Origin of the sequence: Streptomyces sp. NPDC029216 (assembly GCF_040648015.1) — a bacterium.
Taxonomy (GTDB): Bacteria; Actinomycetota; Actinomycetes; order Streptomycetales; family Streptomycetaceae; genus Streptomyces.
The window spans coordinates 1-21,852 of sequence record NZ_JBEZWL010000049.1; the positions used below are offsets into that span (position 1 = coordinate 1).

Here is a 21,852-nt window from a genome sequence, read left to right on the forward strand (position 1 = left end):
GTGGGGGCCGCGGGGGCGCCGGGCGACGCGGGGGCGGTGGGGCTCGCGGCGGCCTGCGGCTGGAGGGTGGCCGGGTCATGACCCAGCTGCCGGCCCACGACGACCCCGCCGACGGCGACCACCAGAACGCCGCCGATGACCAGGGCCATGGTCTTCATCTTCTTCTTGGCGCGCTTCTGACGCGCCTTCGTGCCCGGATGTCCGGTGCGCCCGCCCTGAACGATGATGCCCTTGCCGATGGCGCGCGGGTCGTCCTGCTTCGGGCCGATCGCCCGGGGGTCGTCCTGCTTCGGGCCGATCGCCCGGGGGTCGTCCTGCTTCGGGCCGATCGTCTGCGCCGAGTCGTGCGAGCCGGGAGCCGTGCGGCCGCCCTGGACGATGATGCCGTCCCCGCCCGGGGTCGGGTCGGTGAAGCCTCCGCCGGGGTCCGGGGTGGTCCCGTGGGCCGTGCTCGACGCTTCGTTCTCCGGACGGGGCACGTCCGGTCCACCTCTGCCGTCACTCATGGCGCGCAATCCCCCTGTGGTCAGGTGCTGGACGACGGGAACGGCCTCGCGCCGCGGGCGTGTCCCGCGACGGCGAGGCTGCTCCTACTGAGCCACTTTTCGGCCACGGGGTCCATCCCCGTGCGGGGGTCAGTCGCGGGGCGACAGTTCGGCCATGGCGCTCCAGCCCTGGCCGGGCACCTCGACGTGGATGATCTCCGGGGTCTTGGCGATCGCTCCGGCGAGGGTCTCCATGCCGGCCTTGAAGTGGTCCGAGGCGACGTGCGCGGCGCCGGCCTCGGCGTCGGTGAACGCCTCCAGCAGGGTGTACTTGTTCGGGTCGTCCACGCTGCGGGACCAGTCATAGAAGAGGTTGCCCGGCTCGGACCGGGTGGCGCGGGTGAAGTCGTCGACGAGGGTGAGCCAGTTGTCGCTGTGCTCCGGGCGGACGTCGAACCTGACGGCGATGAAGATCATGCGACCACCCTGGCACGGGGGAAGGGCCGGCCGCACGCCCGACGCCCGCGATTCCGACAGGGCCGGAATCCCCGCGCGGCGCCTGACAGTCGGGGACCCGCCCTCCGCCTCCCCCGCCTCAGATCCGGCCGGCGGCCGCCTCCGCCAGTGCGGCGCGGATCGCCTCCGGGCGCCGGCGGAACTCCCGCGTCGGCACCGACACGGACAGCGCGTGCACCGCCTCCCCGTCCTCCGGCTCTCCCGCCCGGGGCAGGGAGACCCCGACGCACGTCCACGCCGGATCGGCCTCCCCCACGGACACCGCGAAGCCCGTGGCGCGTACCCGCAGCAGCTCCGCCTCCAGCGCCTCCGCGCTCGTGATGGTCGCCGTGGTCAGCCGGGCCATCCCGTGCTCGGCGAGGTAGCGCCGCCGCGCCCGCGGGGTCAGCCGGGCGAGCAGCGCCTTGCCGTGTGCGGTGGCGTGCGCGCGGGTCTCGCGGCCGGGCGCGAACGGGTTCGCCGTGTCCGTCACGGGGGCCGTGGTGTCCACGACCGTGATCACCCCGCCCCGGTACGCCGTGTAGTACGTCTCGCCGCCGGTCGCCCGCCGCAGCCGGGCGAGCAGCTCGGCCATCCCGGGCGCCGGGGCCAGCTGGTGCAGGAAGCTGCGGTGCAGCCGGGGCAGCGCGGGCCCCAGCACGTAGCCCCGTGCCGTCCGCGCCAGGTAGCCGCGCTCGGTGAGCGGGCCCAGGAGGTGGTAGGCGGTCGACAGGGAGCAGCCCGCCAGGCGGGCCAGGGCCTTGGCGCTCACCGGGCCGGGTGCTCCGGCCACGGCGTCGACGAGGGCGAGCGCGCGGTCGAGGGACTGTGGACCGGTGGACGGCATGGTGCTGGTGGTTCCCGGTGGTGGGCGGCAGGACGTGCTCCAGCCTACGCCGGGCGCGCCCGGCCCCGTCGACGGGCCGTCAGGTCCGGCGGCGGCGGGAGCGGGCGATCATGACGACGACCGCGGCCACGACCAGCAGCAGGACCAGGACGCCGACCACCAGGGCGGCGGTGCCCAGCTTGCCGAAGAGGCCCTTCTTCTTTTTCTTGGGCTTCTTCTTCACGTCCTTCGACGCGGGCGCCGCGACCTGGTGGCCGGAGGCCTGGCCGTGCGCGGCCGCCTCCCGGACGGATCCGGCCGGCGCGGCCGCCGCGGCCTGTCCGGCCCGGTGGGCCGTGAGGGGCTCCGCGGCGTTCGCGGGCAGGGGGGCCAGGAACAGCCCTGCCAGGAGGAACATGGGTACCACTCTGGCGATCACACTCGTCTTCACATGCTCTCCCTGTTCTCGACGGCCGGTACGGGCGCTGTCCGTGCCAGGGCTCTCGTACCCCCGGGCGCCACGCATACGCGCGATCCGGCCATCCGTACCGGCCGGGCCGCAGGAGCCTACCCCGAACTTCCCGCAGCTCGGTCGCCGGCGTTACGTGGAGCGTGCAGGCTCCGGGGGCAGGTGGATGTCCAGGACGCAGATGTCGTCGCGGTGGGGTGCGCGGCCCGCCGCCAGGGTGCGTGCGAGGGTTTCGTCCCCCTCGCGCGCGAGGCGGGCCGCGGTCGCGGCGAGGGCGGTGAGGCCCTCCTCGATGTCCACCCCCGGGTCTTCGACGAGGCCGTCGGTGTAGAGCAGGAGGTGGTCCCCCGGCAGGAGGTCGATCACCTCCTGCCCGTACTTCACGTCGGCGCAGGCGCCGAGGAGGCTGCCCTCGGGCTGCGGGAGGAAGCGCGCTTCGCCGGCGCGGATCAGCAGGGGCGGCAGGTGTCCCGCCCGTACCCAGCTCAGCCGGTGGCCGGCGGGCCGGTAGCGGGCCATCACCATGGTCGCGGTGGCGCCGGCCGGGTCCGCGGCCGTGTGCAGCAGGAGCGTGTTGAGGCGGCTCAGCACATCGGGGAGCGCCGATCCGGTGACCGCCATGCCCTTGGCGGTGAAACGGAGTTGGGCCATGGTGCCGACGGCGGCCAGGCCGTGGCCGGCGACGTCCCCGACGACGAAGAGGGCGCCCCCGTCGGGGAGCGGGATGGCGCTGTACCAGTCCCCGCCCACGTTCACCCCGGCGTCGGCGGGCAGGTACGCGAGGTCGATGCGCAGGCCGGCGAGCTCCAGGGACTGTTCGGGGATGGGCAGGAGGGTTTCCTGGAGCCTTGCGGCCAGGGAGCGTTCGGCTTTGAGCATGCCCCGCTGGAGGATGTTCGCACGTTCGCTCTCGCGCAGGGCGGTCTCGATGTCGCGCTGCGTGGTGAGGTCCTGGACGAAGCCGTGCACCTCAACCGGTGTGGCGTCCGCGTCGACCTGGGCCTCGGCGACGATCCGCAGGTGCCGCACCCCCTGGGCGGTGGCGATGCGGAAGGGCTGGTCGATGGCCGTACCGCCGTCGAGCAGCCGCCGGACGGCCCGGCCGAGCACGGGCTGATCGTCCGGCACCACATGGCCGGGGAGTTCCTCCAGGGTCACGGGCCCCTTCGCGGGATCGCGCCGGAAAACGGCGTAGACCTGGTCGGACCAGGTGATGGTGCCGGTGACGAGGTTCCAGCTGGCCCACCCGAGGTTGCCGAGGCGCTGCAGGTCCTCCAGGCGGCGGGCCTCCAGGTCGCTGGTGTCGCGGCGGATCCAGGAGACCACCAGCCGTTCCCCCAGGCGGGAGGCCCGGACGGAGTAGACGGACTGGTGCGGGACCCGTGCGGTGACCTCCTCGTAGGTGAAGGGAAGCCCTTCGTAGACGGCCCCGGTCGCGAGGGTGTCCAGATAGCCCTTCCACAGGGCGGTTCCGGCCACCGTCGGATAGGTCTCCAGGACCATGCGGCCGACCAGTTCCCTGCCGCGCCGGCCCGCCACGTCGACCGACTCCGCGGCGGCCGCGTCGATCCGGAAGTCCTCCACCGACCCGTCCGCCGAGCGCACGGGGGTGAGCAGCACGGCGGGCCCGGGCAGGGTGTCGAAGACCTGCTGGACCGCCGTGGCCTGCTCGTCCGCCGGCTCGGCGGTCTCCGGGGCCCCGGGCGCCCGCAGCGCCCCGCCGCACAGCCGGACCGCCCGGCGCAGCAGGCGCCGCGTATCCGTGCCGAAGGCGCCCGGCCGGGTGCGGAAGAACCCGACGGCGGTGGTCGGGGGCTCGCCCGGTGCCGGGATCCAGGCGCGTGACGGCCACCGTCCGGGGTCGTCCCCGATGAGCAGGTAGCCGTCCGCGTCCCGCTCCGGGCTCTCCAGCCACACCGGCCGCTCCTCGGTCAGGGCCTCCAGCGCCGCGACGCCGGCCAGCGGCGGGACGTGGCTCCACCGCTCGGCCGTGGCGCCGTCGATCCCCGCGTGTCCGGTCAGCTCCAGGCTTCCGGCGGCCGTCCGGGTGTAGATCATGACGGCCTCCACCTGCTCGGATTCGCCCAGGACCGACCGCAGCAGCTCCGCGACCCCGCCCGGGCCGCTCGTGGTCGCCAGGGCCCGTGCCAGGCGGGCCAGGAGCGCACGCCGGCCCTCGTCGGACGCGCCCTCCCCCGCGTCGCCGCCGGTACGGGACACCGCCATTGCCGGCGCATCCCCGGGCGGCGCCACCGCCGGCGTCTCCCCGGGCGGCGCCACCGTGCGGACCGGCGTCGGGTCCACGGCGCCCAGGGCGAGCCAGCACTCCTCGGCCAGCGTGCACCCGTGCCCCTCGGCGCGGCGCCGCAGCAGCTCGTACGCCCCTTGCTCGGGCAGGCCTTCCTGTGCCATGAGGACGCCCTTGGCCCGCTCCAGGACCGCCGACATCGCGGCTCCGGCCTCCAGGTCGTCGACCTCGGCCCGCAGCCTGGCCACCACTTTGGCCAGGGCCAGCACCTCGGGGGCCGTCCCGTCGGCGGCGGCCGGGAGTACGGGTTCATCCTCCATGCATCGAGAATGCCACTCCCCCGCCGCGCGCGGCCGTCTCCCCCTGCCGGTCAGAGCGAGTGGAAGCGATGCGTCCGCAGCCCTTGACGGGCCCTCAAGGCCCTCACATACTGGCGGCCAAATCGATTTGGCCACCATGATGCGGATCCTGCCCGGAGCCGTATCGAGGCCGAAGCCGGAGCGAGCCGAACGGAGCTCGAACGTGTCCAGTCCCCGCACTCTCCCCCACCCCGTGGACCAGTCCCGCCCACTGAGCCGGATCCTCCTGTTCGGTGTCCAGCACGTCCTCGTCATGGCGGCCACCCCCGTCTCGGCGATCTTCCTGATGAGCGCGACCCTGCACCTCGATCCCGGACTCACCGTGGACCTGCTCTCGGCGGCCTTCGTGCTCTCCGGGATCGGTTCCCTGATCCAGTCGCTGGGCCCCTGGAAGTTCGGGCCCCGGCTGCCGTTCGTCATGCTGCCCGGAGGGGCCCCGCTGGTCCTCTTCCTGGCGATCGCCGAACAGCACGGGGTACGCACGGCCACCGGCGCCGTGATCATCAGCGCGGCCTTCTACTTCGTCGTCCTGCCCGTCTTCTCCCGCCTGCTGAAGTTCTTCCCCGCCCTGGTCATCGGCACGATGATCGTCATCGTCGGGGTCAACCTCGTGAAGGTCGGCGCCCTGCTCGTCACCGGCCGCCCCGGCCAGCCGGGCTTCGCCGACCCCGCCAACCTGGCGCTCGGCCTCGCGACCATCGGCTTCACCGTCGCCCTCTACTGGCTGTCCAGCGGCGTCGTACGGCAACTCGCCGTGATGCTGGGCCTGATCGCCGGAACCGTCCTGGCCTTCGCCCTCGGCCGGGTCGATTTCGGCGGCATCACCGAGGGCGGGCTCCTGAGCGCCCCCCAGCTCATGCCGTTCGGCACGCCCGAGTTCCACCTGGCCGCCGCGCTGCCCCTGATGCTGTACGGGCTGGCCTCGATGGCGGAGGCCACGGGACAGACCGTCATCAACGCCGAGACCGTCGGCAAGGAGATCGACCCGCGCACCGAGGTCCCCCGGACCATCCGCGGCGACGCCCTCGTGTCCGTCCTGGCCGGCTTCCTCGGGCTGCCGCTGATGGTGACCAGCGGCGAGAACATCGGCATCGTCCGCGTCACGGGCGTACGCAGCCGGTTCGTCACGGCGGCCGCCGGCGTGGTCCTCATCGCCGTCGGCTTCCTCGCGCCCGTCATCCGCGCCATCAGCGTGATCCCGTCCGCCGTCGTCGGCGGCACCGCCATGCTGGTCTTCGCGGTCATCACGGTGCTCGGCGTCCAGATGCTGGGCAGGGCCGGACTCGACCAGCACTCGCACGCTTTCATCTGCGCCGTCGCCATCGCGCTGGGGCTCCTGCCGATCCTCGTTCCCGGCGTCTACGCGGGACTGCCGTCCGGTGCGCGGATCCTGCTCGAAAGCGGCGTGGCCGTCGGCGCGTTCACCGCCGCCATCCTCAACGTCCTCTTCCACCACGTCCGGCCCCGCCTGGCCCGCGGCGGCGCCGCGCGGCCCACCCCCGCCACCGCCTCCGCCGACGCGGGCTGAAACCGCACCCCGCCCCACGCAAGTCCCGTACACGAAGGACGAGATGACCCACCCGATGAGACACGACGCCACCGCCGGCGACGGCCCCGCCCCGAACCGCCCGCTGGACGCACGGCAGCTGACCGGCGAGGTCCGACTCCTCGCCCCCGACCTCGTGATGACCCCCGAGGGGCCGATGGAAGGCCACGCGGCCGTCGTCGCCGACGGCGTCTTCCGGGCCGTCGGGCCGGCCGCCCGGCTGGAACGCGAACACCCCCACCTGACCCCCGTCCGGCTGCCCGGGCACATCCTGATGCCGGGGTTCGTCGACGCGCACCACCACCTGACGCAGAGCTTCGGCTCGGCCCTGGCCTTCGGCGAGCCCTCCGAGATCTTCCGCCGCGTGTGGGTCCCCCTGGAGGGGGCCCTGGACGAGGAATCCGCCTACGTCGCCGCCAAACTGGCGGCACTGGAATCGCTGCGGGGCGGGTTCACCACCGTCGCGGACGCCGGGACCCGGGCCCCGGTGGACGTGGACGTCGTGGCCGCCGCCACCCGCGACGCCGGGATCCGCTGCGTGCTCGGGCTCGTCTGCAACGACGCCGCCGACCCTGGAAGCACCGGCGGCGGCACGGACGACGCGGCCGGCGCCGCCACCCTGGCCGCCGCCGAGAAGCACCTCGCCCGGTACTCCGGCGCCGAACTGGTCCACCCGTCCCTGGCGGTCTCCGTCCCCGAGGCCGCGACGGCGCGGACCCTGCGGGACACCGCCCGGCTCGCCGCCGAAGCGGGCGCCGTCGTCCAGATCCACGTCAACGAACACCTCGCCGCCGTGGAACGCTCCCTGGTCCGGCACGGTCTGCGCCCGCTGGAGTACCTGCGCGAAGTCGGCGCCCTGGGGCCCCAGTTGCTGGCCGCCCACGCCACCCTGGTCACCCCCGCCGAGCTGACGCTGCTCGCCGACACGGGCACCGCCGTGAGCTACAACCCCGTGGCCAGCGCCTGGAAGGGCAACGCCGTGGCCCCGGCCACCGCCATGGCCGAACGCGGGATCCGCTTCGGCCTGGGCACGGACGGCACCCGCGGCGACGCGCTGCGCCTCGTGGAGGCGGCCGAGTTCGCCCAGCGCCTCGCCCACGGCCTGGCCACCGGGGACTCCTCCTGCGGCGCGGGCTGGACCTGGCTGGACCGCGGGGCCGCGGGCGGCGCCGACGCCGTCGGCCTCGGTGCGCTCACCGGCCGGATCGCCCCGGGGGCGGCCGCCGACTTCCTGCTCGTCGACGTCGGCGGCCCCGAGATGCGCCTGTCCTGGGACCTGCCGTGGGAGCTGGTGCGGCGCGGCAACCGGGACCAGATCACCGCCGTGTTCGTGGCCGGCCGGATGCGGATGTGGCGGGGCCGGCCCGTCGGCTGGGACGATACCGCGCTCGTCGACCGGGCCGCCGAGCTGTCCCGCGAGGTGGTCGCCCGGGCCGGGGTGACCCGCGTGCACCCCACCTCCACGCAGGCCCGGGCCGGGAGCGCCGTACGGTGAGCGCCACGACGGTGGCGGTCCTGGCCCTGGTCGTGGCCGCCGCCGCGTTCGTCCAGGGCACCAGCGGCCTCGGGTTCGCGCTGGTCGTCGCGCCGGTGGCCGGGCTGCTCGAACCCGCGCTGCTGCCGGTGTTCGTCCTCGCGTCGATGATCCCGCTGAACGTCTACGTGGCCTGGCGCGAGCGGCACTCCCTGGACCTGCGGGGCGCCGGCTGGATCACGGCGGCCCGGCTCGCGGCGACCCCCGGCGGGCTGCTGCTGCTCTGGGCGGTGCCCGAGCAGCGGCTCGGCGTGGTCGTCGGCGCGGCGACCGTACTGGCGGCGGCGGTGAGCCTGGCGGCGCCGGCCTTCGTGCCCGGCCGGGCCGCCTACCTGGGGGCGGGGGTGGTCACGGGGCTGACCGAGACCGCGACCGGGGTGGGCGGTCCGCCGCTGGCCCTGGTCTACCAGCACCGGCCGCCGGCGGAACTGCGGTCCACGGTCGCCCTGTGCTTCCTGGTCGGCGAGGTCGTCTCGCTCGCGCTGCTCCTCGCGACCGGCCGGGGCACCCCGGCCCAACTGGGCTGGGCGGTCCTGCTGCTGCCCGCGCTGGCCGTCGGGGCGTGGCTGAGCCGGCTGGCGCACCACCGCGTCGACGCCGCGCGGATGCGCCCCCTGGTCCTGGCCTTCGCACTCGTGTCCGGTGCGGTGCTCATCCTGGCGCCGTGACGCGCAGCGACGAGGCCCGCGCGACGAGGCGGGGCTCGGGCGCCGGCACCGCCGCCGCGGACGTTCCCGGGGCGGCGGAGCCGGTGCCCAGGCGGGAGAGGAGCAGCTCCACGGCGTCGGTGGCGGCCCGGTCCAGCTGGAGGTCGACCGCCGTGAGCGGGGGCTCGCAGGTGCGGGCGCGCGGGCCGTCGTAGCGGGTCACCACCATCACGTCCCCGGGCACGCTCCGGCCGGCGTCCCGCACCGCGCGGACGGCGCCGACGGCGAACACGTCGACGAGCGCGCAGACGGCGTCGATCTGCGGGTGTTCGGCCAGCAGGGCGGTGCAGCGCTCGTAGCCGGCCTCCTCGCCGCCCTCCTCGGGCGCCGTGGCGACCAGGGGCGTCCAGCCGTGTTCGGCGGCGGCCCGTTCGTAGGCGGCGCGGGCGTCGACGGAGGAGTGGCGGGTGCCCGCGCCGATGATCAGGGCCGGATGCCGGGCGCCCTGCTCGCGCAGGTGCTCCAGCAGCAGTTCAGTGACCCTGCCCGCGCGGAGGTCGACGTACGGGGCGTCCGTGCGCGGCGACACCTCGCGGCCGAGCGCCACGTACGGCAGACCCCGCTCGCGCAGCTGCGCGACGGCCGGGTCGTCCTCACCGGGCTCGACGACGATCGCGCCGTCGATGTCGAGGGAGAGCAGCGCCGCTCCGGACCGCACGGGCGGCACCAGGACCAGCGCATAGCCGTGGACCATGGCCCGCTCGGCCGCGGCGGCGGCGACCTCCATGTAGAAGCCGAGCCGGGAGGGGCCGCCGGCCACCGCGAGGGGCATGGAGGAGGCGAGGGCGATGGTCTTGGCCTGTCCCTGACGGAGGCGCTGCGCGCGGAGGTTGGGCCGGTATCCGAGCTCGGCGGCGATCTGCTTGATCCGCTCGCGGGTCCGGGGGTCGACCTTGCCCAGCCCGTTCAGGGAGTGGGACACGGTCGTCGGCGACACCGAGGCGGCCCGGGCGACGTCGGCAATCGTCGGCGGCCGCCGGCGGGGCCCGTCGGCGGAGCCGGACGCGGAACCGGAACTGGACATCGGGGCGGACGCTCCTCGCTCGCTCGGTCGGGACGCTGCCATCTTCGCCGACCCGGCGCCCGTCCTCCAGCCCCGCCCCGTCCGGTGACGAGCGCCGGCTCGACCTCCCGGCTGCGCGGAAAAAGTTTTCCACTGCCGTCTATCGAATGGTCATGCGATGGGAATGCTGAGTGCAGTTCTCCCGCCCCGGCCCGACGCCCCGTCCCGTCGTCCCGCCCGGGCGGGCCTTCCGTTCTGAGCCTCGGGAGGTAACACGCCATGCAGTCGCTCCCCACTCCGCCGGCGGCCCCCAGCCGCCGTGAGCTCCTCGCCGGCCTCGGTCTGGCCGCCGCCACCCCGCTCGTCCTCGGCGCCACCGCCCGCCCCGCCCGCCACGACACCCCCTCCCGCCCGCCCCTCGAAGCCGGCCGGCCGGTCCTGCTCCGCCGGGCCTCCCTGGTCCTCACCATGGACCCCGCCCTCGGCAGCGGCCCGCTCGGCGCCGTCGAGGACGCCGACCTGCTGATGCGCGGCGGCGCCGTCGCCGCCGTCGGCAGGGGCTTACCGACGCCGCCCGGCACCCGGGTGCTGGACGCCTCGGGCAAGCTGGTCATGCCGGGGTTCGTCGACACCCACAACCACCTCTGGCAGGCGATGATCCGCGGCGGGTGCACCGACCGCGACCTGTTCGGCTGGTTCCGGGGGTGTACCGCCCCCCAGCGCGGCCGCCTGACGCCGGAGGCCCTCCACAGCTTCGTACGGCTCGCGGCCCTCGACGCCGTACAGTCGGGCGTGACCACGCTGGTCGACTGGGTGGACATCTTCTCGTACGACCTCGTCGAGAGCTACGTACGGGCGCTGGCCGGCACCGGGCTGCGGTTCACGTACGCCATGTACCCTCCGGCGCCCGACGGAGCGCTGGCCGTGAAGGTGAAGAAGGAACTCGTCGACCCGGTGCCGCTCGGCTCGTTCCAGATCGCCACGCACGCGGCCCGGGCCGCCGCGTCCGACAACCGCGCCCACTGGGAGACCGCCCGGGAGCTGGGGGTCATGCTCAACTCCCATGTCCTGGAACGCCCCGAGCAGCGCGCCGACGACCCCGTCGGCGTCCTCGCCGACATCGGCGCGCTGGGCCCCCGGCTCCTGATGAACCACGCGGTCCACCTGACGGACGCCGAGATCGCCGCCGTCGCCGAGCACGACGTGCGCGTGGCCCACTGCCCGCTCAGCAACATGCGGCTGGCCTCCGGCATCATGCGGCTGTCCGAACTCGGGCGCAGGGGCGTCAAGGTGGGGCTCGGCCTGGACGGCGGAACCAACGACACCTCGGACTTCCACGCCCTGATGAAGACGGCCATCGGCCTGCAACGCGCCCGCACGACCGAGGCCGACGTCTTCCCGCAGGTGAGCGACGTCCTGCGGATGGCCACGCTGGGCGGCGCCGAGGTCCTCGGCCTCTCGGACCGGATCGGCTCCCTCACCCCCGGCATGCGGGCCGACGTGGTGGTCGTCGACCCGGCCGCCCTGAACTTCGCCCCGCGCTTCGACTGGACCGGCCAGATCGTCTTCAACGGGCGGCCGGAGAACGTCGACGCCGTGTTCGTGGACGGGCGGGCCCTGAAGCTCGACGGCCGGCTGGTCGGCGTCGACACCGACCGCGTCGTACGCGAGGCCGAGTCGGCCGCCACCCGCCTGCGCACGGCCGGCTAGCCCGTCAAGGGGTCCGGGCCGGACGGGGCAGAGCCCGGAACTGGACACTCCGGCACACGTCCGGTGCGCGCGGCCGCCGGGATCCGGCAGGATCCCCGCCGCCAGATCGTTCCGCGCGTCCGCACGCACCCACGTACCGGGAAGGAACCCCACCCCATGAGCAGCAAGCTCGGCAAGCGCGTCGCCCGATTGGCCGCCACAGCCGCCACGGCCGTGGCGCTCCTCGCCTTCGGCACCGCCGGCGAGGCGTCCGCAGCGGCCCTCTCGGGCCCGTACCTGATCTTCAACAACTGGACCGGCAAATGCGTCGACATCCCCGGCTACGGCAAGGGCACCGTCGACGGCGGGGTCTACGAGTACACCTGCGACGGCAGCGACAACGACGACCACCACCACTGGTCCCTGGCCTGACACCCGCCGGGCGTTCGTCGGTGCGGGATTGCAACATGCAGATCCACTGGATGCGAGCGTCGAGGAGCGCGCTTGAACGCGTTCAAACTCTGTGCCAGGGTTCGGCATGAGTTCCTGAGCCCATCGGTCGCGCCCGCGGCCCGCGGAACCCGCTAGGGGTGGAGTCTGTTGCGTTCCCGTCGTACTGCGCTGATCATGCTCGGCATGTCCCTCGCCCTGACGGCCTGCGGCAGGCTCACCGTCATGCCGCCGCCCGAGGGCGAACCGGTCGCTCTGACGTCTGCCGAACTTGCGGCCACGTGGACCGATGCCGAGGGCGGCACCCTCACGCTGAAGCAGGACGGGACGTTCATCGCCGACAAAGTCTGCGTCGCCGCCGGTTGGTACGAAGGCCTGGCCTGGTCCGGAACAGGCACCTGGAAACAAGGCTCCAACAAGAAGCAGAGCTTCGTTCGCGTGACCTTCGACGCCGATCACCCCGAAGTGCGAGGGCGGAAGCCCGACGCCTACGGCGCCTTGAGGCGGGGCAAGACCCTGAAGCTCTGGGCCGCCGTCGGCGATCCGGACAACGACTATCCGAACTGCGTCCTGACCCACCCGGCGAACTCGGAGTAGGGGGCGGTAGGCGGACATGCGGGCGGGCGGGGTCTCCCGGTGGTCGGCCTGTGGCCGGCCGGGAGGCCCCGCCCGTGTTGTTCGCGGACAGCCGTCAGGCGGTGCAGCGGAGCATGGTCAGCGGCGGGTTGCCGTTGTAGTCCGCCCAGTACTCCTCGCCGAACTCCTCCACGCCCGCGGCCGAGACCTCCAGCGGGACCCAGTCGATGCCGGTGAATCCGGCCGCCTTCAGGGTCTGCTCGTACGTCTGCTTCGACGGCACGGTCGCCTCGAAGGAGACCGGCGGGTCGAGCAGCGCGGTGAGCCGGATTCCCGGGCCGATCTCGTTGTCCTTGCCGGTGGACTCGCACAGGAACCCGTACTTGTCGAGCGACGGCCCGCCGAAGTCGAAGGCCGGGTTCTGCACGAACAGGAAGAACTCGCCGCCGGCTACGAGGCTGCGCCGGATGTTGCGCATCATCTGCTCGATCTCGGCGACTTCACCCGCGTAGTTGAACGCCTGCACGGCGATGGCGACGTCGAACGGCTCGTCGAAGTCCCGCAGGCTGGCCGTGTCGGCGACCTCGTACGTGACGCCCAGGGACTCCGACCGCTCGCGCGCGGCCGCCGCGTCGATCATCGCGCTGGAGATGTCGAACCCCAACACCCGGGAGGCGCCCCGGCGCTTGAGCTCCCGGCTGTAGAAGCCGGTACCACAGGCGATGTCGAGTACGGATTTGCCCGTGACGTCGCCGACCAGGGCGAGAAAGCCCGGCACTTCGGCGTAACGGATGATGGGCAGGGTCTTGAAGCCTTCGAACGCTTCGCCGATCCCGTCGTACAGCTGACCACTCATCGTGGTGTTCCCCCTCGATTTGTGGCGTCGGCTCCCTGAACGAGCCGCGGCCCTCGGTGGAGAGTCTCCTGCCTCGTCCGCGGCGCTTCGTACTGGCGGAAACCACGAAGATCTTCAGGGTTTCCCCGAGATGAATCCAACAGTCGCCCCCCGGCCACCTCCGGTTCGTTTCGATTCGCAAGTCGAAACCAGGCGCCGTGTGCCCGCGCCCGATGCCCCTGCCGGACTTACGATGTCGCTAGAGGACTCGGGGCAGTCGACGGCCGGTCCATGGCCGGCGGGAAGCGGGCACCCATGGCTCAGCGGCTCAAAAGGTCGGGACTGATCGGCGAGCTCTCGGCGGAGTTCGCCGGGACCATGATCCTCATTCTTTTCGGCTGCGGCGTGGTGGCCCAAGTGGTCGCCGGCGGCGGTCTCACCAACCCGCCGGGCGGCCTGGGGAACCATGACAGCATCGCCTGGGCCTGGGGCCTCGGCGTCACCCTCGGCGTCTACGTCGCCGCCAGGCTGAGCGGTGCGCACCTGAACCCCGCGGTGACGGTGGCCCTGGCGGCGTTCAAGGGCTTCCCGTGGAAGCGCGTGGCCCCGTACGCGCTGGCCCAGACGGCCGGCGCCTTCGTGGCGGCCCTCATCGTGCGCTGGAACTACAGCGAGGCACTGGCGAAGGCGGACCCCACCCACACCATCAAGACGCAGGGCGTCTTCTCCACCCTGCCGGCCAACGGCAACACGAACCTGCCGGTCACCGAGTGGGGCGCGCTGCGCGACCAGGTCATCGGCACGGCGCTCCTGCTCCTGCTGATCCTCGCCGTCACGGACCTGTTCAACACACCCCCCGGCGCCAACCTCGGCCCGTTCATCGTCGGCCTCATCGTGGTGGCGATCGGCATGGCCTGGGGCACCGACGCGGGCTACGCCATCAACCCGGCACGTGACTTCGGCCCGCGGCTGGCCAGCTTCCTCACCGGATACGGCGGGGCGTGGCGTGATCAGTACGGGCACTTCTACTTCTGGGTGCCGATCGTCGGTCCGCTGATCGGCGGGCTGCTGGGAGCGGCTCTGTACAAGTTCCTCATCAGCCGGTATCTGCCGACCGCCGAGCCGGAGCCGCCCGGACAGGTTGCGACACCGGACGAGAGCTGATCCGACCCGCAGAACGGGACCAAGAGAGGCGGCAACCCATGGCTGACTTCGTCGGCGCAGTGGACCAGGGAACCACCAGTACCCGTTTCATGATCTTCGACCATGCGGGCAGCGAAGTGGCCAGGCACCAGCTGGAGCACTCCCAGATCCTCCCCCGCTCGGGATGGGTCGAGCACGACCCGGTCGAGATCTGGGAGCGCACCAACTCCGTGATCCAGAACGCCCTGCGGCACGGAAACCTCTCCGCGACCGACCTGGCAGCCATCGGCATCACCAACCAGCGGGAGACGACCGTCGTCTGGGACCCGCGCACCGGCCGCCCCTACTACAACGCCATCGTCTGGCAGGACACCCGTACCGACTCCATCGCCGCCGCGCTGGAGCGCTCGGGCCGGGGTGACGTGATCCGGCGCAAGGCGGGGCTGCCGCCGGCGACCTACTTCTCCGGCGGGAAGATCCAGTGGATCCTGGAGAACGTCGACGGGGTCCGCGAGGCCGCCGAGCAGGGCCACGCCCTCTTCGGCAACACCGACTGCTGGGTGCTGTGGAACCTCACCGGCGGCCCCGACGGCGGCATCCACGCCACCGACGTCACCAACGCCAGCCGCACGATGCTCATGGACCTGGAGACCCTCGACTGGGACGACGAGCTCCTGGGCTTCTTCGGCGTGCCGCGGTCGATGCTGCCGGCCATCAACCCCTCCTCCCACCCCGAGGCGTACGGGCAGGCCCGCACGTCCCGGCCCCTGCGGGCCGCCATCCCCATCACCGGGGTGCTCGGCGACCAGCAGGCGGCCACCGTCGGCCAGGTCTGCTTCGCCCCGGGAGAGGCCAAGAACACCTACGGCACCGGCAACTTCCTGGTGCTCAACACCGGCACGGAACTGGTCCGGTCCCGGCACGGCCTGCTGACCACCGTGGCGTACCAGTTCGCGGGCCAGCCGGCGGTCTACGCCCTCGAAGGCTCCATCGCGGTCACCGGCTCCGCGGTCCAATGGCTGCGCGACCAGCTGAAGATCATCAACGACGCCGCCGAGACCGAACGCCTGGCCGCTACCGTCGAGGACAGCGGCGGCATCTACTTCGTGCCCGCCTTCTCCGGCCTGTTCGCCCCGTACTGGCGCTCCGACGCCCGCGGCGCGATCGTCGGCCTGGCCCGCTACCACGACAACGGCCACCTGGCCCGGGCCACCCTGGAAGCCATCTGCTACCAGAGCCGCGACGTGGTGGAGGCCATGGAGCAGGACTCCGGGGTCCACCTCGACGTGCTCAAGGTGGACGGCGGCGTGACGGCCAACGACCTGTGCATGCAGATCCAGGCCGACGTCCTCGGCGTACCGGTCAGCCGTCCGGTGGTCGCCGAGACGACCGCGCTCGGCGCCGCCTACGCCGCCGGCCTGGCGACGGGCTTCTGGCGGGACACGGACGAACTGCGCACCCACTGGCAGGAGTCCAAGCGCTGGGAGCCCCGGTGGTCCGAGGAGCAGCGGGCCGAAGGCTACGCGGGCTGGAAGAAGGCCGTGGAGCGCACCCTCGACTGGGCCACGGTCGAGTAGCCGCCACGGGTCACCGCCCGGCGTCAGTGCCGGGCGTCCGCGCGGGGGCGTTCCAGGGTGAAGGTGTCCACTGGGGTCAGTTCTCCGTAGGGGCCGTCGAAGGTGTAGTACGTGACGTGCATCCGGGTGCGCCCCGTGCCGCGGGTGCCCGGGTCGACGTCGAAGGCGGCGAAGCCGTGGGCGTGGACGCGGTCCTGGACGGCGCGCCAGGGGGCGTCCTCGGTGAGGTAGACCGGCTTGCGGTGGCGGCCCTCGGGTTCCTTGCTCACGTCGACCACCACGCGGCCCTTGGGTTCCTCGAACAGGTCGTCCTGGGTGGTGGCGAAGTTGCCGCCGCCACCGATGATCATGTGCACGGTGCCCTTGCCGGTGTCGGCGACGTCGGTCGCGCTGGAGACCGGGACCGGGGTGCGGGTGTCGTTCGGCAGGGTGCCGCGGACCGGGAGCGAGCGCTCGTAGTAGTGCTCGTGGCCGCAGAGCACCAGGTCGACCCCGTACGCGTCGAAGAGAGGGCCCCAGGCCTCGCGGACCCCGAGGTCACTGCCGCCGCTGCGGTGGCTGGAGATCATCGGATGGTGCATGAAGACGACGATCCAGTCGACACTTCGGTCGGCGCGCGCCGCCTTCAGCTCCCGTTCCAGCCAGCGGCGTTGGGCACCGTCGGAGTATCCGCGCAGATAGAGGTCGCCGGTGTCCACGATGGCCACGTCGTCGTTGGCGAGGCTGATGAAGCGGACCGCGCCGACGGTGAAGGCGTACCACAGGCCGCGGGTCTCGGGGTCGGTGGCGTTCGTCGCGCCCGGCAGGGTGAAGTAGGTCTGGTAACCCGTCAGGCCCAGGGGGCCGTTGCCCTTCTCGGTCTCGCCGTTGCCGACGCAGGGCATCCAGGGGCGCAGTCGCGCCGAGCGGCTGTTGCCGATGAACCAGTCGGCCCAGGTCGCCACGCGGTCCTCGCCGATGGCGCCGGCCACGCCCGCGTAGCACAGGTCGCCGTTGACCAGGTTGAACAGCGGGCCGACCCGTTCCACCGCGGCCACGATGTCGGCGGAGGCCTCGGTGCCGCCCTGGGTGCTGGTGTGGAGCAGGAAGGGGCCCAGGGGCGGCGGGGTGTCCTTCGTGGGCCACTTGAGGGTCCGGCGCAGGTTGGGCGTGCCCTGGTCGCCGAAGCTGGTGAAGGTGAACGCGGCACGTCCGCGGGGCGCCGTGGTGAACGACCCGGTCTCCTGGGCGGCGCCGTCGTGCCCGGCCGAGTACAGGTAGGTGGTGTCCGGCCGCAGCCCGGTGAGGCGGGCGTGGTGGACGTACACCTCGTGCTGGGAGAGCCCGTCACGGTAGGTACGGGTCTCGGCGTCCACTGCCCTCCCGGCGCCGCCGTCCGGTGACCCGAGGTGCACCCGGGGGCGCCGGACGGACTGGGGGCTGATCCAGGAGACGGTCATCTCGGTGGCGGGATCGGACCCGAACTGCAGGTGCAGCCCGGCCACACCGGGCACCCCGATGCGGCTGGGCGTGCGCTGCAGCAACGGCGACCCCGCGCCCGCCGCCGGCCCGGCGGCCTCGGCACTCCCCGCACCCCCGACGGCGGCGGCCGCCGCACCGGCCGTCGAGCCGGTCAACAAGGTCCTGCGCGCAATGGACATGCAACGCCCGCTCTCTCGTTGGAAGTTGATCGCGTGAACCCTAAGCGCAGCCGGCCGCTCATTCGCCTGCGGGCACCACTTTTGAACGAAAGTTTTCCGGCGCGGGCCGCTGCCATGTGATGCGGGTGGCGCACAGGGTCACGAGGAGGGCCGAGGCGGCGACCGCCGCCATGCCCCAGACGAGGTTGCCGGCGCTCGCGATGAAGCCGATCAGCGCCGGTCCGGCCAGCAGGCCGGTGGTTCCCATGGCGGCGACCAGGGCGAGGGCGTCCGGGCCGCGGCGCGCGGCGGCCACGTAGACGCACGGGGTCACGGCGGCGGCTCCGAGGCCGACGCAGGCGAATCCGATCAGGGTCGCCGTGATCCCGCCCGTCAGCAGCGCGAGCGCCAGCCCCGTGCCGGCGAGGGCGCTTCCGACGCGCACGACGCGTCCGTCGCCCCAGCGGCTGCGCAGGCCGTCCGCGAAGAGGCGGGCGGTCACCATCGTCACGGAGACGACGGCGATGCCCAGCGGTGCGACCTGCTCGGAGGCTCCGGCCACCGAGTCCAGATAGAGCGCCGACCAGTCGTTCATGGCTCCCTCGGTGATGGTCGCGAAGGCCATCGCGGCTCCCATCCACAGGGCCGCGGCGGATGCCACGGCCCTGGACCTGCGGGTCTTCTCCCCGCCGCGGTGGGATTCGTCCGGCAGCAGCCGGGGCCGCGCCCAGGCCAGTGACAGCAGGAGCAGGACGCAGGCGAGCCCGAAGTGGGCCGGCAGGTCCGACGTGAAGGTGGTGACGCCGGAGGCCAGGAGCGAGGCGAGGAGGGCTCCGCCGCTGAACGCCGCGTGCAGGCGTGCCATGGCGGTGCGGCCGTGGGCCGCTTCCAGGGCGGCTCCCTGCGCGTTCATGGCGACGTTCAGACAGCCCACCGCGATCCCGTCGCAGCAGATGACCACCAGAGCGGCGGGGTAGTTCGGGGCCAGCGCGAGGGCGGGCAGGAGCAGCGCCAGGACCGGGGCCGACAGGAGCAGGAGGCGCCGGGAGCCGAGACGTTCCATCAGGACGGTCACGAGCGGGAAGGAGGCCGCCGCGCTCGCCCCGCAGGCCATGAGCAGCAGGCCGAGCCGTGCCTCGGACAGGTCGAGCCGCGCGGTGAGGGCGGGAAGCCGGGACGCCCAGGTGGCGTACTGGAATCCGAGGAGGCAGAACACCGCCGCGATGCCCAGCTGGGCGCGGTGGAACGGGATCGGGTCAGGCGTGGCTGTCGTGTGGGGCTGCGGGCTGCTTCGCACCGTGGTGTCGACCCTCCTTGAGCGTCCTGGACATGTAGACGGCGTTCCCGCCGTAGTGCGGTGGTGGTGTGACCTCGTCGTGGGGGCGATATCCGCGGGCGGCCCAGAAGGTCTCCATGCCGGAGACGGCGACCAGGGAGATCCTCCGGTATCCGGCCGCCCGCGCCGTGCCCGAGAGGTGGTGCAGGAGGGTCCTGCCGTACCCCCTGCCGCGGAGGTCCTCGGCGACGACGATGTCGTGCAGGTGCAGGTTGTGCGAGCGGTGGACGGTACGCTCCGGCCGCAGGAGGTCCGGGCAGCGGTCCGCCGGGTAGGGGAAGGCGAGGACGTATCCGGCCAGTCCCCGGGCGTGGTGGAGGGCGAAGCAGGTGGCCGGCGAGACCCTGCCCCTGGTTTCCAGGGCGGCCCGCCCCTCCGAGAGGCCCCGGGGTCCGTACACCGCGGCCTCCAGCGTCGCGACGGCGTCCCAGTCGGCCGTGGCGATGCCGCGTATCCATGTCTCGGCAGCCATGGGCTACGCCTCCCGGTGGTGCGGGGGGTGGAGCGGTGTGGCCCGGCACGCGTGCACCAGGGCCGCCCACGAGTCGACGAGGTACGCGAAGTCCTCCATGTCCGCGCGCGCCTCGTCCAGGAGGCGCGGGCCTCGCAGCCGCAGGTGTGCGGCGAACTCCGCGTAGGCTCCGCCCACGGTGCCGTAGGAGCGGGTGAGGGTCTCCAGACGCCAGAGGTTCTCCGCGTCGTCGAGGCCGGTGCTCTCCCGGACGAGTCCGGCGACCCGGTCCGCCCGGATCCGGTGGTGCGCGTCGAGGAGCGAGGTGCCCGCCTGCGCCATGCGCTCGTACAGGAACCGGAAGTGGAGCATGGACAGCAGGAACTTGGCGTACCGGGTCTGGTAGGCCGTGAAGCCCGGGCCGGTCTTCCGTTCGTCGGTGTGGTAGTTCACTATGTGCCGGTTGTGCAGGACGCCGGGCAGGCCGGCGTGGTACAGCAGGTGGAAGAGGAAGTAGTCGCTGCCGATGGTGTCGGTTGCCGGGGGCAGCGGGACCCGCTCGTGGACCTCGCGGTGGAAGGCGATGTTGCACATGTCGACCCGCATGGGGTCGACGGGGGCGAGCACCGTGTGGTCATGGGTGAACGGCTCGGTGCCGGCGCCCTTGAACGACTCCTCCACCAGTGCGGCCCGCTCCCGGTCCGACCAGGCGGAGGGCGCCCACAGGCCGACGACCTCGCGGTGGACTTCGGGGGCGCGGCGCTGGAGGTCGGCGAGGTCGACGGACGGTACGCCCACGAAGGAGCCCCCGACCATGGCCACCGGCCGGCCGGCCTGCTCCGCGGTGAGCACGTTCTCGGTGACGGAGGCGGTGGCCTCGCCCGCCCGCTTCCCCAGGAAGGCCAGTTCGTGGCGGATGGGGAAGACGGGCTCGCCGTCGTGCTCCTGGTAGCGGCTGTCGGAGTCCCGGCGGTGCACCGAACGGCAGCCCAGCGCGGCGGCGATGAGGAAGGCGCGGTTGGTGCAGGCACCGTAGGACACCGCGGACGGCAGCATGAGGCCGAGCATCCGGTCGGGCTCGGCGAGGCCGGCCCGGTCGATCGCCGCGCGCAGGAAGGCCTCTTGATCCTCCTCGCCCAGGTGGTGGGCGACCACGCCCGGTGCGTGCCCGGCCGTGCGGACGGCCCGTGCGTGGGCTGCGAACTCGGGCCGGGGGGCGGAGTCGAGGACCAGCAGGTGGACCTCGGCTCCGAAGTGGCGTGCTGCGTGGGCGGCCTCGCGGCCGACGGCCTCGATCGTCTCGGCGCAGGCCCGGTTGGTGGGGAGGGTCAGGCAGATCTTGTCCACGTCGTTCCTTGCGTTCACCGCGCCGGCGTCCGTGCGGCGTCGTTCCAGGACCGGAGCCCCAGCAGCCTGCTGCCGAGGTCGTTCAGGGCGGCCCTGCCGTAGCGGAGGGATTCGTGCCGTGTGGCGTCGCCGACCAGGGTCCCGTTCCAGTCGGGGGTGGCGAGCCGGCGCCAGGACTCGATGCGGGAGTGCCGCAGCCGGGCGTGTTCCTCCAGTGCGGGCATCATGGAGAGGTACTGGACGGCCCTGGCCCGGTCCGCCGAGGTGTTGGGTGCGACGCCGTGTGCCAGGTGTCCGTTGAAGATGAGCAGGTCGCCGGCGGCGAGTTCGGGCCGGATCACGGGGAACTCGGCGCGGTCGATGGCGGGCCTGATCGGATCCCGGTCGGCCGGCTGGGTCGCCCGCCACTGGTCGAACCGTCGGAACAGCTCCGGCGCGCACTGGAAACCTCCGGTCTCCGGGTGCGTGTCGTCGAGCGCGATGATTCCCTGGACCCGCTGGGGCGGCACGCCGAGCGTGCTGTCCACGTCCCAGTGGAGGTCGATGTCGAAGCCCCGGTCGGTCGGTTCGATGAGGGCGCGGTCGCGGTTCTTGACGTTGGGCGGGTTGAGGTTGAGGCGGTCGAGGGTCACCCACAGCTCCTCGCAGTCCCAGACGTCGACGAAGGCGTCGTAGACGCGCTGTGTCTGCCGGCTGTCCCAGATGAACTGGTGGTGGTAGGCCTCGACGAATCCGTAGATGTAGAGGTGCCGGTCCAGTTCCGAACGGAACTCGCGCTCCGGGTACCACCCGTCCGGCCGGCCGGGGTCCAGTCCCTGGAACTCCCACGCGAATTCCAGGAGGCGTCGCGCGGCGTCGGGGGATATGGCGTTCCTGACGATCACGTAGCCGTCGGTCTGCCACGCGGCGAAGTCCTCCTCGGACAGCACCCGTAAGGGGCGGGTCTTGCGCAGGTCCCGCAGCCGGACGGGCGAGAGGTAGGTCTCGCCGTCCGCGCTGAAGTACGGGAGGTCCGAGACGGCGCGGTACAGGTGGCCGGGACGTTCGGGAGGCTCGGGATGGACGGGGTGTTCGAGGGTGTCGGGGGTCGTCATGCCAGGCTCCAGGGTGCGCACGGTCCGGGGTGAGCGGACGGGCCGCTCCCCCGGGGTTCCTCG

At 73.0% G+C, this 21,852-nt stretch carries 19 protein-coding genes and 1 pseudogene; 8 read left to right on the forward strand and 12 right to left on the reverse strand.

Features of this window, described 5'->3' with window-relative positions; translation table 11 throughout:
- From AB0F18_RS19125 to AB0F18_RS19145, 5 genes and pseudogenes are all read right to left on the reverse strand, one after another.
- A pseudogene (locus AB0F18_RS19125) lies at positions 1 to 506 on the reverse strand (hypothetical protein); the annotation flags it as partial.
- Between the two features lie 129 nt (positions 507 to 635).
- Complete coding sequence (locus tag AB0F18_RS19130; RefSeq protein WP_362061942.1) at positions 636 to 962, reverse strand: putative quinol monooxygenase; 327 nt, start codon at positions 960 to 962, stop codon at positions 636 to 638.
- Positions 963 to 1,080: 118 nt separating this feature from the next.
- The gene (locus AB0F18_RS19135) at positions 1,081 to 1,827 is read right to left on the reverse strand and encodes an IclR family transcriptional regulator C-terminal domain-containing protein (RefSeq protein WP_362061945.1); all 747 of its coding nucleotides are present in this window, start codon (positions 1,825 to 1,827) and stop codon (positions 1,081 to 1,083) included.
- A gap of 79 nt (positions 1,828 to 1,906) precedes the next feature.
- Positions 1,907 to 2,224 carry a hypothetical protein gene (locus AB0F18_RS19140; RefSeq protein WP_362061948.1) on the reverse strand — a complete coding sequence of 106 codons (318 nt, stop codon included), beginning with the start codon at positions 2,222 to 2,224 and terminating at the stop codon, positions 1,907 to 1,909.
- Between the two features lie 183 nt (positions 2,225 to 2,407).
- Positions 2,408 to 4,843 carry a SpoIIE family protein phosphatase gene (locus tag AB0F18_RS19145; RefSeq protein ID WP_362061951.1) on the reverse strand — a complete coding sequence of 812 codons (2,436 nt, stop codon included), beginning with the start codon at positions 4,841 to 4,843 and terminating at the stop codon, positions 2,408 to 2,410.
- A 202-nt stretch (positions 4,844 to 5,045) separates the two neighbouring features.
- On the opposite strand from AB0F18_RS19145, the gene AB0F18_RS19150 reads away from it, so the two are divergent.
- The 3 genes from AB0F18_RS19150 to AB0F18_RS19160 are packed head-to-tail and all read left to right on the forward strand — an operon-like array spanning position 5,046 to position 8,630.
- Positions 5,046 to 6,410, forward strand: coding sequence for a uracil-xanthine permease family protein (locus AB0F18_RS19150; protein WP_362061954.1), 1,365 nt, complete (start codon positions 5,046 to 5,048; stop codon positions 6,408 to 6,410).
- Positions 6,411 to 6,465: 55 nt separating this feature from the next.
- Complete coding sequence (locus AB0F18_RS19155) at positions 6,466 to 7,923, forward strand: amidohydrolase family protein (protein ID WP_362061957.1); 1,458 nt, start codon at positions 6,466 to 6,468, stop codon at positions 7,921 to 7,923.
- A complete protein-coding gene (locus tag AB0F18_RS19160) occupies positions 7,920 to 8,630 on the forward strand; it encodes a sulfite exporter TauE/SafE family protein (protein WP_362061960.1) in 711 nt (236 codons plus the stop codon). The genes AB0F18_RS19155 and AB0F18_RS19160 overlap by 4 nt, the downstream gene beginning before the upstream one ends.
- Here the strand turns inward: AB0F18_RS19160 and AB0F18_RS19165 are convergent.
- Complete coding sequence (locus AB0F18_RS19165; RefSeq protein ID WP_362061963.1) at positions 8,614 to 9,693, reverse strand: LacI family DNA-binding transcriptional regulator; 1,080 nt, start codon at positions 9,691 to 9,693, stop codon at positions 8,614 to 8,616. The two genes, AB0F18_RS19160 and AB0F18_RS19165, sit on opposite strands and share 17 nt — an antisense overlap.
- A 258-nt stretch (positions 9,694 to 9,951) precedes the next feature.
- Here AB0F18_RS19165 and AB0F18_RS19170 point away from each other — a divergent pair, with 258 nt between their 5' ends.
- From AB0F18_RS19170 to AB0F18_RS19180, 3 genes are all read left to right on the forward strand, one after another.
- Complete coding sequence (locus AB0F18_RS19170) at positions 9,952 to 11,382, forward strand: amidohydrolase family protein (RefSeq protein WP_362061966.1); 1,431 nt, start codon at positions 9,952 to 9,954, stop codon at positions 11,380 to 11,382.
- A gap of 156 nt (positions 11,383 to 11,538) precedes the next feature.
- Positions 11,539 to 11,793: a hypothetical protein gene (locus tag AB0F18_RS19175; protein WP_362061969.1), complete on the forward strand. Its 255-nt coding sequence runs from the start codon at positions 11,539 to 11,541 to the stop codon at positions 11,791 to 11,793.
- Between the two features lie 204 nt (positions 11,794 to 11,997).
- Positions 11,998 to 12,408: a hypothetical protein gene (locus tag AB0F18_RS19180; RefSeq protein ID WP_362061971.1), complete on the forward strand. Its 411-nt coding sequence runs from the start codon at positions 11,998 to 12,000 to the stop codon at positions 12,406 to 12,408.
- Positions 12,409 to 12,502: 94 nt separating this feature from the next.
- Here AB0F18_RS19180 and AB0F18_RS19185 read toward each other — a convergent pair whose 3' ends face one another.
- Positions 12,503 to 13,243 carry a class I SAM-dependent methyltransferase gene (locus tag AB0F18_RS19185; protein ID WP_362061974.1) on the reverse strand — a complete coding sequence of 247 codons (741 nt, stop codon included), beginning with the start codon at positions 13,241 to 13,243 and terminating at the stop codon, positions 12,503 to 12,505.
- A gap of 294 nt (positions 13,244 to 13,537) precedes the next feature.
- Here AB0F18_RS19185 and AB0F18_RS19190 point away from each other — a divergent pair, with 294 nt between their 5' ends.
- Both AB0F18_RS19190 and glpK read left to right on the forward strand, forming a co-directional pair.
- Positions 13,538 to 14,386, forward strand: coding sequence for an MIP/aquaporin family protein (locus AB0F18_RS19190; RefSeq protein ID WP_362061977.1), 849 nt, complete (start codon positions 13,538 to 13,540; stop codon positions 14,384 to 14,386).
- 38 nt (positions 14,387 to 14,424) lie between these two features.
- Positions 14,425 to 15,942 carry a glycerol kinase GlpK gene (gene glpK / locus AB0F18_RS19195; protein WP_362061979.1) on the forward strand — a complete coding sequence of 506 codons (1,518 nt, stop codon included), beginning with the start codon at positions 14,425 to 14,427 and terminating at the stop codon, positions 15,940 to 15,942.
- Between the two features lie 23 nt (positions 15,943 to 15,965).
- Here the strand turns inward: glpK and AB0F18_RS19200 are convergent, their stop codons facing one another.
- The 5 genes from AB0F18_RS19200 to AB0F18_RS19220 are packed head-to-tail and all read right to left on the reverse strand — an operon-like array spanning position 15,966 to position 21,789.
- Positions 15,966 to 17,582: a metallophosphoesterase family protein gene (locus tag AB0F18_RS19200; protein ID WP_362061982.1), complete on the reverse strand. Its 1,617-nt coding sequence runs from the start codon at positions 17,580 to 17,582 to the stop codon at positions 15,966 to 15,968.
- Positions 17,583 to 17,640: 58 nt separating this feature from the next.
- On the reverse strand, positions 17,641 to 18,858 hold the full coding sequence (locus AB0F18_RS19205; RefSeq protein ID WP_362061985.1) for an MFS transporter: 1,218 nt from the start codon (positions 18,856 to 18,858) through the stop codon (positions 17,641 to 17,643).
- The gene (locus AB0F18_RS19210) at positions 18,818 to 19,369 is read right to left on the reverse strand and encodes a GNAT family N-acetyltransferase (protein ID WP_362061988.1); all 552 of its coding nucleotides are present in this window, start codon (positions 19,367 to 19,369) and stop codon (positions 18,818 to 18,820) included. The genes AB0F18_RS19205 and AB0F18_RS19210 overlap by 41 nt, the downstream gene beginning before the upstream one ends.
- 3 nt (positions 19,370 to 19,372) lie before the next feature.
- Positions 19,373 to 20,695: a DUF6271 family protein gene (locus tag AB0F18_RS19215; RefSeq protein WP_362062057.1), complete on the reverse strand. Its 1,323-nt coding sequence runs from the start codon at positions 20,693 to 20,695 to the stop codon at positions 19,373 to 19,375.
- A gap of 14 nt (positions 20,696 to 20,709) precedes the next feature.
- Complete coding sequence (locus AB0F18_RS19220; RefSeq protein WP_362061991.1) at positions 20,710 to 21,789, reverse strand: phytanoyl-CoA dioxygenase family protein; 1,080 nt, start codon at positions 21,787 to 21,789, stop codon at positions 20,710 to 20,712.
- Positions 21,790 to 21,852 lie beyond the last annotated feature (63 nt).

Coding starts and splice junctions, on each gene's coding strand:
- AB0F18_RS19180 (WP_362061971.1), top strand. CDS start 11,998: ATGTCCCTCGCCCTGACGGCCTGCGGCAGGCTCACCGTCATGCCGCCG.
- AB0F18_RS19190 (WP_362061977.1), top strand. CDS start 13,538: ATGGCTCAGCGGCTCAAAAGGTCGGGACTGATCGGCGAGCTCTCGGCG.
- glpK (WP_362061979.1), top strand. CDS start 14,425: ATGGCTGACTTCGTCGGCGCAGTGGACCAGGGAACCACCAGTACCCGT.
- AB0F18_RS19175 (WP_362061969.1), top strand. CDS start 11,539: ATGAGCAGCAAGCTCGGCAAGCGCGTCGCCCGATTGGCCGCCACAGCC.
- AB0F18_RS19140 (WP_362061948.1), bottom strand. CDS start 2,224: ATGTTCCTCCTGGCAGGGCTGTTCCTGGCCCCCCTGCCCGCGAACGCC.
- AB0F18_RS19170 (WP_362061966.1), top strand. CDS start 9,952: ATGCAGTCGCTCCCCACTCCGCCGGCGGCCCCCAGCCGCCGTGAGCTC.
- AB0F18_RS19135 (WP_362061945.1), bottom strand. CDS start 1,827: ATGCCGTCCACCGGTCCACAGTCCCTCGACCGCGCGCTCGCCCTCGTC.
- AB0F18_RS19200 (WP_362061982.1), bottom strand. CDS start 17,582: ATGTCCATTGCGCGCAGGACCTTGTTGACCGGCTCGACGGCCGGTGCG.
- AB0F18_RS19165 (WP_362061963.1), bottom strand. CDS start 9,693: ATGTCCAGTTCCGGTTCCGCGTCCGGCTCCGCCGACGGGCCCCGCCGG.
- AB0F18_RS19155 (WP_362061957.1), top strand. CDS start 6,466: ATGAGACACGACGCCACCGCCGGCGACGGCCCCGCCCCGAACCGCCCG.
- AB0F18_RS19130 (WP_362061942.1), bottom strand. CDS start 962: ATGATCTTCATCGCCGTCAGGTTCGACGTCCGCCCGGAGCACAGCGAC.
- AB0F18_RS19220 (WP_362061991.1), bottom strand. CDS start 21,789: ATGACGACCCCCGACACCCTCGAACACCCCGTCCATCCCGAGCCTCCC.
- AB0F18_RS19145 (WP_362061951.1), bottom strand. CDS start 4,843: ATGGAGGATGAACCCGTACTCCCGGCCGCCGCCGACGGGACGGCCCCC.
- AB0F18_RS19210 (WP_362061988.1), bottom strand. CDS start 19,369: ATGGCTGCCGAGACATGGATACGCGGCATCGCCACGGCCGACTGGGAC.
- AB0F18_RS19185 (WP_362061974.1), bottom strand. CDS start 13,243: ATGAGTGGTCAGCTGTACGACGGGATCGGCGAAGCGTTCGAAGGCTTC.